Origin of the sequence: Streptomyces sp. SM10, from assembly GCF_002910915.1 — a bacterium.
GTDB lineage: Bacteria > Actinomycetota > Actinomycetes > Streptomycetales > Streptomycetaceae > Streptomyces.
The window spans coordinates 1-15032 of record NZ_NEUF01000122.1; the positions used below are offsets into that span (position 1 = coordinate 1).

Below are 15032 nucleotides of genomic sequence, written 5' to 3' on the forward strand. Positions count from 1 at the left end.
GGGCCTGCCGGGAAACAAGCCGTCGCTTCCGGGATTGTGGCTCGTTGTTGTGGTATGGGGAGATCGGAGGGGATCGAGACCGGGCTGGCGGCGAAGTTTCAGGCGCTGTTCCCGCACTTGGACGAGCGTCAGCGGCGACTGACCATAGGAGCGGAGGCACGCTCGCTGGGGCATGGCGGGATCAGGCTCGTCGCTCGCGCGGCGGGGGTGCGTGAGGGCACCGTTTCACGCGGGGCTGCTGAACTTGAGTCCGGTGACGTGCTGTTGGGACGGGTCCGCCGGGTGGGCGGGGGCCGCAAACGGGCGGTGGACCTGAATCCGGGGCTGCGGCCCGCGCTGCTGGCTTTGGTGGAGCCGAATGTGCGTGGGGATCCGATGTCACCGCTGCGGTGGACGGTGAAGTCGACGCGGCAGTTGTCCGCCGAGCTGGTCCGGCAGGGCCATCGGGTCTCGGCGGACACGGTGGCGGCGGTGCTGCGCGAGGAGGGCTTCAGCCTCCAGGGCAACGCCAAGACCACCGAAGGCAAGCAGCACCCGGACCGGGACGGACAGTTCCGCTATATCAACGACCAGGCCAAGGAGTTCCAGGCAGCAGGCGACCCCGTGATCAGCGTGGACACCAAGAAGAAGGAGCTGGTGGGCAACTACAAGAACGGCGGGCGCGAGTGGCATCGCAAGGGGGAACCGGTCCGGGTCCGTACTCACGACTTTCCCGACGCCGATCTGGGCAAGGCGATCCCGTACGGAATCTACGACCTGGCCGAGGATGCCGGCTGGGTCAACGTCGGCACCGATCACGACACCGCAGCGTTCGCCGTCGCCTCCATCCGCCGCTGGTGGCATGCGGCCGGACATGCCGCCTACCCGCACTCCGGACGCCTGCTGATCACCGCGGACGCAGGCGGTTCCAACGGACACCGGACCCGCGCCTGGAAGTTCGAGCTGGCCGCCCTGGCCCTCGAGACCGGCCTGGAGATCAGCGTGTCTCACTTTCCTCCAGGTACTTCAAAATGGAACAAAATTGAGCACCGGCTGTTCTCCCACATCACGATGAACTGGCGAGGCAGGCCGCTGACCAGCCATGACGTCATCGTCAACAGCATCGCCGCGACCACCACCCGCACCGGCCTCGCCATCCGGGCCGAGCTCGACACTGCCCTCTATGAGACCGGATTGAGGGTCAGCGACGGGCAGATGACCGCCTTGCCGCTGAACCGCCACGACTGGCATGGCGACTGGAACTACACCCTGCGTCCCGAGGAGCACCGTCGGGATGGAATCCCTCCCGTACTGCCTCAGCTCCAGCCCGGCCCCGGCCGCGCCTGGCTGGTCCACCCGGCCCTGACCGGCATGGACGACGAACGATGGGGCCAGCTCATCGGTGAGCTGGCGGCGGCCCGCACGGCCCAGCGGGAAGACGACCTACACCAGCGGCGCGGCGGCGACCGGCAGAAGACTCCCGCCGCCGGCCTCTACACCGGCCGGCGCCCGGGCCTCACTCTCGTCGACCGGCTCCTGGCCACCCTCCTCTACGAGAGGCTCGGGCTTCCCCAGGTCGCCATCGCCCGCCTCTTCGCGGTCGCGCCCCAGACCATCAACCGGCGCATCCGCAAGACCCACCAACTCCTCGACGAGATCGGGCACATCAACGCCCCGGCCGAGCACCGCCTCGCCACCCTGGACGACCTCGCAGACCTCGCCACACAGCTCGGAATCACCCCGCCACCGGAGATCAAGACGGCGAGTTGATAATCGGCAGGCCCTACCGCGCACCGTCCACGGGTTTCTCAGGAGGCTGAGGCAACGGCGTGGCAGAGGAGACCACATGAAGGAATCTGATGTGGGGAGCATCGATCTCTCGGATGGCTGCCTGCAGAAGCTCCCAGATGTCGAGGCGGGCGGGCGTCGGGTCTGCAACCGCCGCAGCTAGAGCACAGGAGAGGGCCCGCCGCTTTTGGGTGAGTGAGATGTCTTGCGCAGCGCCCACGACCCTTCCGGCGAACTCAAGCAACCTCTCATCGGCAAGGAGCCGCTGCTGAAGCTCGTCCGCCTCGATACCGAGGACACGGGTAACCTCACTCATCAATTCGCCGCGCCTGGCCGCGCGGTTCGCTGCGATCCGATCAGCAGCCATCTCGAATCCAGTGGCTAGGACTGGCCCGACTGCGGCACCAACAAGCGCTCCCGCTGGACCGCCGACTACTACGCCAACGGCAGCACCGGTACTTGCCCCAGCGACTTGCCCCAGGCCTCTGGCTACATCACCCGTCGTCTTCTTGTTCACAAGGCTGACTGTAGGCACTCAGTTGACGGAGGACATCCCGATTCCGTGCAGGGGTAGCGGTACAGCAGGGAAGTACAGCAACCACAGCAACCGGCCCCAGACGACAGCATCCATGGAAGGCCGTCACACGACCGGTATCACCGTCACTGACCGATCCACATTGAGCTACGGATCAGAAGGTTGCAGGTTCGAATCCTGCCGAGTGCACGCTGATCAGAAGCCCCCTGGAGATTCTCCAGGGGGCTTCTGGCATCAGTGGGTGACATCAACGTCTTCGTCGGCTGGTGCGACGCCCCAACCGGCACCCTTCGGGGGAGACCGCGTGGGGGGCTACCGTCGTTGCTGCCGCTCGTGGCCGGTGTCGGTGGGGGCGTGGCTGCGTTCGACCACCGCAACCTCGGGCAGTGGTTCTACGACCTGCTGGTGAGGCTGTTCCCCGGGGGACCAGGCCCGATGTCTCCCCGGATCGGCTGCGGGTGCTCACAGGATTTCCAGGGATGCTCTTGCTGGTCATCACTGGTGTTCAAGCGGTCGGCTTGGCTCTCGGGTGATGCCCGGGGAGCTCTGGTACGCGGTGTCCGGCGTCGGGACGTCTTCCTCGGTGCGGATCTCGGACGAGGCTGCCCTTTCCGGGTAGTTGGCCGGGTATGACGGATTCGAAGACGGGTGACGTGGCCGGACGACGGAGCCGTGGGCTTCGTTGGGCGATGATCGTTGGCTTTGCGCTGGTGGTCGGCGCGTTCGGTGCGGTGGTCTGGCACCTGCGGACCGGGGAGAACTGGACGGAGTCGACTCAGTTCGGCGCGGTCCTGGTTCCGTGCTGGGCGGGCTACGCGTGGGTGGTGCGGTTCGGTGAGCGCAGGCGGGAGCGTCGCTGACGCTCAGCCGGGGAAGTGGTTGCGGGATGATGACGGGCTTGCGGATGCCCACGGTCGTGGTGCCGCAGCCGGCGGTGAGGACCCGTACGGTGCTCCACCCGTCGAAGGGGACGGCTGCCCGAGCGGGTGGCGGAGGGCTGACAGCGTACGCCTGCCGGGTCAGGCCGACGCCTCGGCGGCCGGGGCTTCCCGGGGCTGCTCCCCTACGACGCGGCGGCGCCGGGGCGGGATGCCGAGCAGGGGGTTGGCCACGCCCCAGGCCGCGCCCTTGCAGACCAGTTCCTTGTAGAAGGCGGCGAACCTGCCGGTCAGGGCGGCCCGGACGGCCTGGTCGTCGGCCGTGACGTACTGGATCAGGCCTTCCTTGCGGCCCAGCGAGATGCACTGGTTGAAGTAGCGGATCGATGTGGTCGGAACCTTCCCGCCGGTCAGGCGGGCCGCGATGGCGTCGGCGGCCTGCCAGGCGGCGGGGGTGCCCGACGCGCACGACATCCGCAGCGGCTTGTCGGCGGGGCCCATGGCCATGGCCGCGTCGCCGACGGCGTACACGTCCGGGTGCGAGACCGAGCGCATGGTCCGGTCGACCACGATCTGGCCCGTGCCGGTGACCTCCAACGCGGTGGCCTTCGCGATCGGGTGGACCGCGAAGCCCGTGGTCCACACCGTCACCGCGGCCGGGATCGACGCCCCGTCGGCGGTGGCGACGTGGTCGGCGTCCACGGCGGTGACCGCGGTGTGCTCGTGCACCGTGATGCCGAGCTTGTCGCAGACCTTCCGCACGTGCGCGCGGCCCTTGGGCGACAGCCGGTCGCCGAGCCCGCCGCGGACGGCGAGGGCGACGTCGAGGTCCGGGCGGGCCTCGGCGATCTCGGTCGCGGCCTCCAGACCGGTGAGACCGCCGCCGACGACGAGCACCGGCTGTCCGGCCTCCAGGCCGGCCAGGCGCTTCCGCAGCCGGAGCGCTCCGGGGCGGCTCGCGATCTCGTGGGCGTGTTCCCCGGTGCCGGGGATGCCCTCTGTGTTCCAGCCGCTGCCGAGGGCGTAGACGAGGCTGTCGTACTCCAGCTCCTCGCCGCCGTTCGCCCCGGTGACGGCGACCGTCCTGCGGCCGACGTCGACGGCGGTGACCTTCGCGAGGGCCAGCCGGACGCCGGTGCCCGCGAACATCTCGGTGAAGGGCCGGGGCTTGAGGTCCTGCCCGACCGCCAGCTGGTGCATTCTGACCCGCTCGACGAAGTCGGGCTCGGTGTTGACGAGGGTGATCGCGACGTCCTCGCGGTGCAGTCGCCTGGCGAGGCGGCCGGCGGCGACGGCTCCGGTGTACCCGGCTCCGAGGACGATGATTCGGTGCGGCATTTCCTGGCTCCTGTCTCGCGCGGCTTCGACCCTTGAACCGGGCAGCCCGCCGTTTCCTGACAGGAGCCAGGTGTGAAGCAGCTCACACAGGGGTCAGAAGACCGTGAGCAGGGGTTCGCCGTGGTCGGCGGCCGCCCATCGCCTGGTCGCGCGCTCGAGCTTGTCGGGGTTGACCTGACTGCGGAACGCCGAGATCCCGTCGGCGGTGATCTCCAGGCACATGACACCGATGACCCGTCCGTCGAGGACCACGACGAGGGCGGGGGTGTTGTTGGCACTCGCGGCGTAGATCTCGGGGGAGCCGCCCACGAGGGCCCGTTTGGCCTGGCTGGGCTTGAACAGGCCCCGCATGAACGTCGCGACCGCGAGGGCACCCTCGAAGGCCTTCGCGCGGGCCGGGACCTTCCCGCCGCCGTCGCCGATCGCGACGGCGTCCGCGGTGAGCAGCCGTACGAGCGGTTCGGTCCGGCCGCTGGTGGCGGCGGCGAGGAACTCGTCGACGATCCGCCGGGCGGCGGCCTCGTCGATCTCGGTGCGGACCTTGCCGACCGCGATGTGCTTCTTGGCACGGTGGAAGATCTGCTGGCCGGCGGCCTCGGTGATGTCGAGGATCTCCGCGATCCGGCGGTGCGGGTAGCCGAAGGCCTCCCGCAGCACGTACACCACCCGCTCATTGGGGGAGAGGCGCTCCATGAGGGCGAGAACCGCGTACGAGACGGACTCGCGCTGCTCGGCGGTCTCGGCAGGGCCGAGCATCGGGTCCCCGTCGAGCAGCGGTTCGGGCAGCCACTGGCCCACGTACGTCTCGCGCCGGGCGCGGGCCGAGGTGAGCTGGTTGAGGCAGAGGTTGGTGAGGACCTTCGTCAGCCAGGCCTCGGGGACCTCGATGCGTCCGGTGTCGGTGGCCTGCCAGCGCAGGAAGGTGTCCTGCACGGCGTCCTCGGCATCGCCGGCGGAGCCGAGGAGGCGGTAGGCGATGGCCTGCAGGCGGGGCATGGACGCCTCGAACCGGGCCACGTCGTTCATGGTCAGAGCCATGGACCGGATCGTAGCCTCCCGGCTCTCCCGACCCCTTGTACCTCCTGCACTCGCGTCCACCCGGCCGGTGCGGAAACTCGTTACACCGCCCGGTCGTTGGTCGCCCGGACCGGATCGCCCGGACCGGATCGCCCGGACCGGATCGCCCGGACCGGACCGGACCGGACCTGGAGCCTCCGGTGTTCCTCGTGGCCCGACCCGCCCCCCGACGGGTCGGACCAGCGGCGCCTCAGCGCGCGTACGCGCCGAGGCCGATCAGGCAGTACACGTACTCGTTGAGCGTCGCCCCGTTGAGGGTGTAGCGGTACGAGAACGCGTACTGGGTGCGCGAGTTGGCGTTGCACCTGCTCATGTCCGACGTGGCGGGGACGGTCTGGATCACCTGGTAGTGGGCGTCCGATGCCGAGCAGGAGACCTCGGCGACACCGCTGACCTCCTGCGCCGTGGCGGAGTCCGGGAGCGTCCCGTTGAGGCAGGTACCGGTGTCGTACGGGTCGGGTTCCTCGGCACCGGTGTCGTACGGGTCCTCGTACGGGTCGTCCGTGTACGTGTCCTGCGCGTCCTCCGCCTCCTCGGTGGCGGGCTCCTCGGTGTCCTCGGTCTCCGCGGCGGTGGGTTCCTCGGTGTACGGGTCCTCATCCGCCGTCTCCTCGGCATACGGGTCGTCGGTGGAGGAGGCGTAGGCGGAGGAGCCGGACGAGGGGCCGGCGGAGGGGGTGTCGTCGAGTCCGGTGGACAGGAACACCGCGAACGCGATGACGGCGGCGATCCCGAGCACCCCCAGCCACACGGGGCCGTTCGGCGCACGGCTCCTGGTGACCCGGATGCGCAGGAGCACCTCCCGGCCGTCGACCTGGGCCCGGACGAGGTCGCCGTCCTCGGCGGGTGGGATGCGGATGCGGGTGGCACCGGTCGGCAGGGGTACGGCGACGACCGCGCCTTCGGCGGCCTGGCGCGGCGTCAGTGAGAGGGAGATCTCCGGTAAGGACACGTGGGCCAGTGTGGACCTGCGGCGGACCAATTGGAAAGTATTTCTAGAAATTCACTCTAGAAATACGTGCGCCGGCGGGCATAAGGCCGCTTCGCGGCCCTGCTCCGACGGGCGCGGACCCGGGCGTCCACTCCGTTAGGGTCTCTCCGGGTTCGCCGTCGTGGACGCGAACCGGACCTGCTCGTCGTTCACGTCGAGTCAGCCCCTGGAGGAGGCCGACATGCCCCTGCGCCGCGAGGCTCTCCGGTCCCCCGCTCCCCTCCCGCGTACGGCCTGAGCGTGGGCGGCTGGAGGTGCACCGGGCTGCGCTGGCCCGGCCACGGCGGTCCCGAGCTCGGATGGGCGCGGAGCGACGGCTCCGGGCCGGGACGGGTGAGCGTCCTGGCGTACGGGAAGGCGCTCGGCTTCCGGGCCGAGGGCGAGCGGCACTGTGTGGGGGCGCGCGGAAACCCGTGTCCGGTCCGGGCCGTGGTGCCCGTACGGAGCACGGGGGCGCGGTGCGAGGAGTGCGCACGGCTGGACCGGGCCCATTCCGTGGCCGCCGACACGATGGCCGACGATCCGCGCCCGTACCGCGTCTACCTGGCCTGGTTCGGCCCGGGGATGGTCAAGGTCGGGATCACCGGCGAGGCCCGGGACGCGGCCCGGCTGCGGGAGCAGGGCGCCGTGGTGTTCAGCTGGCTGGGGCGCGGTCCGCTGATGGCCGCGCGGCGTACGGAGGAGCTGCTGCGCTCGGCGCTCGGGGTGCCCGACCGGATTCCTTACGCGCGCAAGCGGGCCGTGCGCGGAGGGCTTCCGGGGGAGGACGAGCGGGCCGCCGAGATCGAGGAGCTGTACCGGCGGGCCACGGAGCTCGAGGGCGCCGGGTGGCCGGAGGCGCTGGAGCGGCTGCCCTTCGAAGCGGTCGACCACGCGGGGGTGTTCGGGCTGGCCGGTGCGGGGCCGACGGCGCGCGTGGTGACCGGGCTGGTGGACGGTGGCGTGGTGGCCGGGCGGCTGGTGGCGGCGGCGGGACCCGACCTCCACCTGGAGACCCCGGACGACGCGATCGTCGTGCTGGACACCCGTCTCGTCACGGGCTGGGACCTGTCAGGGGCCGACGCGGGGTCGGGTATGAGCGTGCCGACCGTGGCCGTGGGGGGCGGTGGCGTGCAGGACGGGCTGTTCTGAGATCGTCGCCCGGGATCGTTCCTGGTGACGTACGAGGCGGGTGGGGCGGATGAACAACGACGACCGTGAGCACGACGACGACCGAAGCCCCGACCCCGACCGAGGCCCCGATCGGGAGCCCGACCGCGAACGGGACGACGTGGTGCGGTTCTGGCAGCGGCTCGGGCTTCCCGGGATCATCGACGTCCACACGCACTTCATGCCGGAGCGGGTGCTCAGCAAGGTGTGGGAGTACTTCGACGCGGTGGGTCCGCTGACCGGGCTGGAGTGGCCGATCACCTACCGGCGGGACGAGGACGAGCGTCTCGCGCTGCTGCGGTCGTTCGGCGTGCTGCGGTTCACCTCGATGCTCTACCCGCACAAGGCCTCCATGGCCACCTGGCTCAACGGCTGGGCGGCCGGCTTCGCGGCCCGGGTGCCGGACTGCCTGCACACCGCGACCTTCTTCCCGGAGGAGGGCGTGGAGACCTATGTGCGTGAGGCGGTCGAGGCGGGGGCGCGCGTCTTCAAGTCGCACCTCCAGGTCGGGGCCTACGACCCGAACGATCCGCTGCTGGAGCCCGTCTGGGGGCTGCTGGCGGAGGCCGGTGTCCCGGTGGTGACGCACTGCGGATCCGGTCCGGCGCCCGGCGCGTTCACCGGCCCCGGGCCGATCGGCCGGCTGCTCTCCCGTCACCCCCGGCTGAAGCTGGTGGTCGCGCACATGGGGATGCCGGAGTACACGGAGTTCCTGGAGCTGGCGGCGGCCTACCCCGGGGTGCGGCTCGACACGACCATGGCGTTCACCGACTTCAGCGAGGACTTCATGCCGTTCCCGGCGGTGGAGCGCGGGCGCCTCGCGGACCTGGGGGACCGGATCCTGCTGGGCACCGACTTCCCGAACATCCCGTATCCGTATGTCCACCAGCTGGAGGCCCTGGAGCGGCTGGGGCTGGGCGACGCCTGGCTGCGGGCGGTCTGTCACGGTAACGCGAACGCGCTCTTCCGGTGAGGCAGCGGAGCCGAGCGGTCATTCTCAGGAAATTCACAGGTGCGCGAAAGCTCTCTCTCACGGCCGTCTCACAGGCTTGAGCCATGACGACGACCTCGCCCCAGGGGCGTACAGAACTGCTCAGGGCCGACCGCAACCCCGTCCGCGTCCTCGTCGTGGACGACGAGGCTCCGCTCGCCGAGCTGCTCTCCATGGCCCTGCGCTACGAGGGGTGGGAGGTGCGCAGCGCCGGGGACGGCGCGGGTGCGCTCCGCACGGCGCGCGACTTCCGTCCGGACGCGGTGGTCCTCGACGTGATGCTCCCCGACATGGACGGGCTCGCCGTGCTCGGCCGGCTGCGGCGCGAGCTCTCCGACGTGCCCGTGCTGTTCCTGACCGCACGGGACTCGGTCGAGGACCGGATCGCCGGGCTCACCGCGGGCGGCGACGACTACGTCACCAAGCCGTTCAGCCTGGAGGAGGTCGTGGCGCGGCTGCGCGGGCTGATCCGTCGCTCGGGCACGGCCTCCGTGCGCAGCGAGTCGACACTCGTCGTCGGCGACCTGGTGCTGGACGAGGACAGTCACGAGGTGAGCCGGGGCGACGACTCGATCCATCTCACGGCGACCGAGTTCGAACTGCTGCGCTTCCTGATGCGCAACCCGCGCCGGGTGCTGAGCAAGGCGCAGATACTGGACCGGGTCTGGAACTACGACTTCGGCGGCCAGGCGAACGTCGTCGAGCTGTACATCTCCTACCTGCGCAAGAAGATCGACGCGGGGCGCACCCCGATGATCCACACCCGGCGCGGGGCGGGATACCTCATCAAGCCCGGGGAGTAGCCCCGTGAGCAGGAGGAGGAACGGCGCGGGACGCCCCTGGACGCTGCGGACCCGGCTCGTCGTGTACGCGGTCACGCTCATCGCGGTGGTCGCGGCCGTGATCGGTTCGGTCACCGCGATCGCCTTCCACGAGTACATGTACGGGAAGCTGGACGGCCAGCTCCACGACATAGCGATGCGGGCCGAGGCGCGTCCGCCCGGCAGCGGGAAGCCGGTTCCGGGCGGCCTCGGGAACGGCAAGCCGCTGGGCTTCATCGGGATCGGCCAGCCCTTCAGGACCGTCGGTGCCGTCACCGTCGACGGCGACGTCACCGATTCGAAGTACCTGGAGGACGGTGGGCCGGGCGCGCAGGAGAGCGCGGAGTCCCTGACCGGCGCGCAGAAGGAGGCCCTGGAGACGGCCGCGGTCACGGTGGGCGAGGGGGCGCGCGACGTCGAGCTGCCCGGACTCGGTGGATACCGCGTGGAAGCCGTCCGTGCGACCGGCGGTTCGACCGTCCTCGTCGGCATTCCCACGGCCGAGGTGGACAAGGCCGTCACCACCCTCATCCTCGTCGAGGTCTGCGTCACCGGGGCCGGGCTCATCGCCGCCGGGATCGCCGGTGCCGCCATGGTCGGTGTCGCCCTGCGCCCGCTGCGCCGGGTGGCCGCCGCCGCGACCCGGGTATCCGAACTGCCTCTGCACAGCGGCGAGGTCGCGCTCTTCGAGCGGGTCCCGGAGGCCGAGGCCGATCCGCGTACGGAGGTCGGGCAGGTCGGCGCGGCCCTCAACAGGATGCTGGGCCATGTCGGTTCGGCCCTGGACGCCCGGCAGAAGAGCGAGACGCGGGTCCGGCAGTTCGTCGCGGACGCCAGCCACGAGCTGCGTACCCCGCTCGCCTCGATCCGCGGCTACGCCGAACTGACCAGGAGGGGACGGGAGAACGCCGGACCCGACACCCGGCACGCCCTGGGGCGGATCGAGTCCGAGGCGGAGCGGATGACGGGCATGGTCGAGGACCTGCTGCTCCTGGCGCGTCTCGACGCCGGACGGCCGCTCTCGTACGAGAGCACCGATCTCTCGCCCCTCGTCATCGACGCGGTGAGCGACGCCCGTGTCGCGGACCGCGTCCCCGACGGCGGTTCCGGTGCCACCCGTCACTGGCGGCTGGAGCTGCCCGAGGCGCCCGCGACGGTCTCGGCCGACCCGACGAGGATCCAGCAGGTGCTGGTCAACCTGCTGGCGAACGCCCGTACGCACACGCCGCCCGGGACCACCGTCACCGTCCGGGTGCGCGAGGCACGCGAGGAGCTGCCCCGGGTGACCCTGGAGGTCCAGGACGACGGGCCCGGGATCCCGGCCGAGCTGCAGCCGCGCGTCTTCGAACGGTTCGCGCGAGGCGACGCCTCACGCTCCCGCCACGCGGGGTCGACGGGGCTCGGCCTGGCCATCGTGCAGGCCGTCGTCACCGCCCACGGGGGCGTGGCCGAGGTGCGCTCCGTCCCCGGGAACACCGTGTTCGCCGTCCACCTTCCGGCGGACGAGGTGTACGCGGCCGACACGGTGTACACGGCCGGCGAGGAGTACGCGGGACACGGCGGGCACGGCGGGCACGGCGGACAAGCGGGGCACGGCGGGTACGCGGGACACCGGGCGAACGTCCCCGCGAACGGGCCCCTGGCGCCCGCGAACGGTCCCTCGACGCCTGCGGACAGCGCTCCGTACGTGTCCGGGAGCCGCGCTCCGTACGCGCCCGAGGACAGCGCCCCGTACGCGCCCGCGACGCCTCCGGATCACCCCCCCCGTACACCCCCCGGCGCACTCACAGGCTGACCACAGGCGCAGCACACGGACGTGACAGGGCGGTTGGCGAGTGTCTGTGTCATGCGAACCGACACTGCTTGGAGCACCCTGCCGGCCCGGGAACATCTCCTGGCCGCAGCGGTCGGTGCTCCCGTACTCGACATCGTGGTCCCGGTCTACAACGAGGAGAAGGACCTCGAGACGTGTGTGCTGCGCCTGCACGACCACCTGGCGCGGACGTTCCCCTACGCCTTCCGGATCACCGTGGCGGACAACGCGAGCACCGACCGGACGCCCCAGGTGGCGGCTCAGCTCGCGGCCCTGATCCCCGAGGTGCGTTCGTACCGGCTGGAGGAGAAGGGCCGGGGCCGGGCGCTGCGGACCGTCTGGTCCCACTCGGACTCCCCGGTCCTCGCCTACATGGACGTGGACCTCTCGACGGACCTGAACGCGCTGCTGCCGCTGGTCGCCCCGTTGATCTCCGGCCACTCCGACCTGGCCATCGGCTCGCGCCTGGCCCGTAGTTCACGGGTGGTGCGGGGATCGAAGCGGGAGTTCATCTCGCGGGCCTACAACCTGATCCTGCGCTCGTCGCTCGCCGCCGGCTTCAGCGACGCGCAGTGCGGCTTCAAGGCCGTACGGCGCGAGGTCGCGCAGCGGCTGCTGCCGATGGTCGAGGACACCGGCTGGTTCTTCGACACGGAGATGCTGGTGCTGGCCGAGCGGGCGGGCCTGCGCATCCACGAGGTGCCGGTCGACTGGGTCGACGACCCCGATTCCACGGTGCACATCGTGAGGACCGCGACCGACGACCTCAAGGGCGTCTGGCGGGTGGGCCGGGCCCTGGCCACCGGAGCGCTGCCGCTGGACCGGCTGGCACGCCCCTTCGGTGACGACCCGCGCGACCGGGTCGTGCCCGGGGTGCCGCGCGGACTCGCCCGACAGCTGGTCGGCTTCTGCGTCGTGGGGGCGCTCTCCACCCTGGTCTACCTCGCCCTCTATTCGCTCTTCCGGCTCGGCGTCGGCCCGCAGTTCGCCAACGCCGCCGCCCTCCTCGTCTCCGCCGTCGCCAACACGGCGGCGAACCGGAGACTCACCTTCGGCGTGCGCGGCCGGGGAGGCGCAGTGCGCCACCAGGCGCAGGGGCTCGTCGTCTTCGCGATCGGGCTCGCCCTCACCAGCGGTTCGCTCGCCGCCCTGGGCACGGCGTCCGGCTCGGCGTCGCACGGCACGGAACTCGCCGTGCTGATCGCGGCCAACCTCGCGGCAACGGTGCTGCGGTTCCTGCTCTTCCGCGCCTGGGTCTTCCCCGACCGGCGTACCGACCACCAGGACGCCCGCAAGGGCGCCGCACACGAACTGAGGAACGCCCGATGACCTCGGCCACGCACTCCGACCCCTTCCAGGCCCCGCCCGGCATCCCCGGGGCGCCCGCGCACGCCGCGGGCGGGCGCGAGCCGGCGGCGCGGCGCGTCCTGCGGGGCAGGCCCGAGGACCCGCGCTGGGCGAGGCCCGCCCTCCTCGGGATGCTGCTGGTCATCGCGCTCGCGTACCTGTGGAATCTCAGCGCGTCCGGCTACGCCAACTCCTTCTACTCCGCAGCCGTGCAGGCCGGCAGCCAGAGCTGGAAGGCCTTCTTCTTCGGCTCGCTGGACTCGGCGAACGCGATCACCGTGGACAAGCCCCCGGCCACCCTCTGGCCGATGGCCCTGTCGGTCCGGATCTTCGGTCTGAGCTCCTGGGCGATCCTGGCACCGCAGGTGCTGATGGGCGTCGCCACGGCCGGGGTCCTGTACGCGTCCGTGCGGCGCCGCTTCAGCGCCGCCGCCGGGCTGATCACGGTGGCGGTCTTCGCGCTGACCCCGGTCGCCGCGCTGATGTTCCGCTTCAACAACCCGGACGCGCTGCTCGCGCTCCTGATGACCGTCACCGTCTACTGCGTGCTGCGCGCGCTGGAGGGCGGCCGGACGAAGTGGCTGGTCTGGGCGGGCGTCGCGGTGGGACTCGCGTTCCTGTCGAAGACCCTGCAGGCCTTCCTGATCCTGCCGCCGCTCGCCGTGCTGTACGCGGTGTGCGCGCCGGTCTCCGTGCGGAAGCGGTTCGGCCAGATCGGTCTGGCCGCATTGGCGATGGTCGTCTCCGGCGGCTGGTGGGTGGCGGTCGTGGAACTGTGGCCCGCCTCCTCGCGCCCGTACATCGGCGGCTCGCAGAACAACTCCTTCCTGGAACTGACCTTCGGCTACAACGGACTCGGCCGGATCAACGGCGAGGAGACCGGGAGCGTCGGGGGCGGCGGCGGTGGCGGCGGTGGCGGCCGGGGCGGCGGCTGGGGCGAGACCGGCATCGGCCGGATGTTCAACTCCGAGATCGGCAGCCAGATCTCCTGGCTGCTGCCCGCCGCACTGATCCTGCTGGTCGCGGGCGTCTGGCTGACCTGGCGGGCGAAGCGGACCGACACGGCCCGTGCGGCGTTCCTCGCCTGGGGCGGCTCGCTGCTGATGACGGCCCTCGTCTTCAGCTTCATGGCCGGCATCTTCCACCAGTACTACACGGTGGCCCTGGCGCCCCACGTCGCGGCGCTGACCGGGATGGGCGCCACGGTCCTGTGGGAGGAACGGGCCAAGTGGTGGGCGGGTGCCGTGCTCGGCGGGACCGTAGCGGTGACGGCGCTCTGGGCCTACGTCCTGCTGGGGCGCACGCCGGACTACGTCCCGTGGCTGCGCTGGGCGGTCCTGATCGCCGGGCTCGTGGCTGCGGCCGGGCTGCTCCTCGCGGCACGGCTGGGCCGGGCGCTCGTGACGGTCGCGGTGGGGCTGGGGCTCGCCGCCTCGCTCGCCGGGCCGACCGCGTACACGATCAGCACACTGAACACCGGGCACCAGGGTTCGATCGTCACCGCCGGCCCGGCGGGCGCGAGCATGGGCGGCCCCGGCGGCGGGCGGGGCGGTGGTCCCGGTGGCGGGGAGGGCCCCGGCGGTGGCATGCAGCCTCCCGGCCAGGGCACCCGGCAGGGCGCCCAGGGCGGCGGTCAGGCGCCGGGCACCGCGCCGGGCACCCCCCAGGCGGGCGGCTTCCCGGGCGGCGGAATGCCGGGCCAGGGCAAGGGCCGGCGGGGACAGGCTCCCGGCGGTCAGCAGGGCGGCATGCCCGGCGGTGGCACGGGCGAAGGCGGCGGTGCGGGCGGCGGTGGCGGCATGGGCGGTCTGCTCAACGGCGCCTCCGTCGACTCCGAGGCCGGGACGCTCCTGAAGCAGAACGCCGACGCGTACACCTGGGCCGCCGCGGCCATCGGTTCGCAGAACGCCGCGAGCTACCAGCTCGCCACCGGGGACCCGGTGATGGCGATCGGCGGATTCAACGGGAGCGACCCGTCCCCCACGCTCGCCCAGTTCAAGAAGCACGTGGAGGACGGGAAGATCCACTACTTCATCTCGGGCGGTATGGGCGGAGGTGGCGGCGCCGGTGGCGAGGGCGCCTCGTCCCAGATCTCGGCGTGGGTGGAGGAGAACTTCAAGGAGGTCACGGTGGGCAGCGCGACCTTCTACGACCTCACTGAGCCGACGAGCTGAGAGGCCCCTCCGGAACGAGGAGGAACACGGCCGTAGCCAGGACGGTGACACCAGGGCGGTGGTCCCGAGCAGAGACTCCGGGGCCACCGCCCTGGTGCGTCGGCCGACGCGGTCCCGGCATCCCCCGTCATGGGGTTGTACGGTGTACAGG

The 15032-nt window shown here is 71.4% G+C and carries 12 protein-coding genes; 8 read left to right on the forward strand and 4 right to left on the reverse strand.

Annotated features, from left to right (window positions below):
- Positions 1–54: 54 nt before the first annotated feature.
- Entirely contained in the window at positions 55–1749 is a 1695-nt protein-coding gene (locus B9S57_RS19290; protein WP_103514838.1) for an ISAzo13 family transposase, read from the forward strand.
- Positions 1750–1762: 13 nt separating this feature from the next.
- Here the strand turns inward: B9S57_RS19290 and B9S57_RS19295 are convergent, their stop codons facing one another.
- Positions 1763–2284, reverse strand: coding sequence for a hypothetical protein (locus B9S57_RS19295; RefSeq protein ID WP_146057768.1), 522 nt, complete (start codon positions 2282–2284; stop codon positions 1763–1765).
- A gap of 707 nt (positions 2285–2991) precedes the next feature.
- Here B9S57_RS19295 and B9S57_RS34525 point away from each other — a divergent pair.
- Positions 2992–3162, forward strand: coding sequence for a hypothetical protein (locus B9S57_RS34525; RefSeq protein ID WP_181011405.1), 171 nt, complete (start codon positions 2992–2994; stop codon positions 3160–3162).
- Between the two features lie 159 nt (positions 3163–3321).
- Here B9S57_RS34525 and B9S57_RS19300 read toward each other — a convergent pair whose 3' ends face one another.
- From B9S57_RS19300 to B9S57_RS19310, 3 genes are all read right to left on the reverse strand, one after another.
- Entirely contained in the window at positions 3322–4518 is a 1197-nt protein-coding gene (locus tag B9S57_RS19300; protein ID WP_103516810.1) for an NAD(P)/FAD-dependent oxidoreductase, read from the reverse strand.
- Between the two features lie 93 nt (positions 4519–4611).
- Positions 4612–5556, reverse strand: a complete 945-nt coding sequence (sigJ, locus tag B9S57_RS19305; RefSeq protein WP_103516811.1) for an RNA polymerase sigma factor SigJ — start codon at positions 5554–5556, stop codon at positions 4612–4614.
- A gap of 229 nt (positions 5557–5785) precedes the next feature.
- Positions 5786–6547 carry a hypothetical protein gene (locus B9S57_RS19310; RefSeq protein ID WP_103516812.1) on the reverse strand — a complete coding sequence of 254 codons (762 nt, stop codon included), beginning with the start codon at positions 6545–6547 and terminating at the stop codon, positions 5786–5788.
- A 279-nt stretch (positions 6548–6826) separates the two neighbouring features.
- Here B9S57_RS19310 and B9S57_RS19315 point away from each other — a divergent pair, with 279 nt between their 5' ends.
- The 6 genes from B9S57_RS19315 to B9S57_RS19340 all read left to right on the forward strand — a co-directional run bounded on the left by B9S57_RS19315 (position 6827) and on the right by B9S57_RS19340 (position 14881).
- A complete protein-coding gene (locus B9S57_RS19315) occupies positions 6827–7717 on the forward strand; it encodes a DUF2797 domain-containing protein (protein WP_103516813.1) in 891 nt (296 codons plus the stop codon).
- A 49-nt stretch (positions 7718–7766) separates the two neighbouring features.
- Entirely contained in the window at positions 7767–8708 is a 942-nt protein-coding gene (locus tag B9S57_RS19320; protein WP_258036457.1) for an amidohydrolase family protein, read from the forward strand.
- A gap of 83 nt (positions 8709–8791) precedes the next feature.
- The gene (locus B9S57_RS19325; protein ID WP_103516814.1) at positions 8792–9529 is read left to right on the forward strand and encodes a response regulator transcription factor; all 738 of its coding nucleotides are present in this window, start codon (positions 8792–8794) and stop codon (positions 9527–9529) included.
- A 4-nt stretch (positions 9530–9533) separates the two neighbouring features.
- Complete coding sequence (locus tag B9S57_RS19330) at positions 9534–11342, forward strand: HAMP domain-containing sensor histidine kinase (RefSeq protein WP_103516815.1); 1809 nt, start codon at positions 9534–9536, stop codon at positions 11340–11342.
- A 51-nt stretch (positions 11343–11393) separates the two neighbouring features.
- Positions 11394–12689, forward strand: coding sequence for a bifunctional glycosyltransferase family 2/GtrA family protein (locus B9S57_RS19335; RefSeq protein ID WP_103516816.1), 1296 nt, complete (start codon positions 11394–11396; stop codon positions 12687–12689).
- The gene (locus B9S57_RS19340) at positions 12686–14881 is read left to right on the forward strand and encodes a glycosyltransferase family 39 protein (protein ID WP_103516817.1); all 2196 of its coding nucleotides are present in this window, start codon (positions 12686–12688) and stop codon (positions 14879–14881) included. The genes B9S57_RS19335 and B9S57_RS19340 overlap by 4 nt, the downstream gene beginning before the upstream one ends.
- Positions 14882–15032 lie beyond the last annotated feature (151 nt).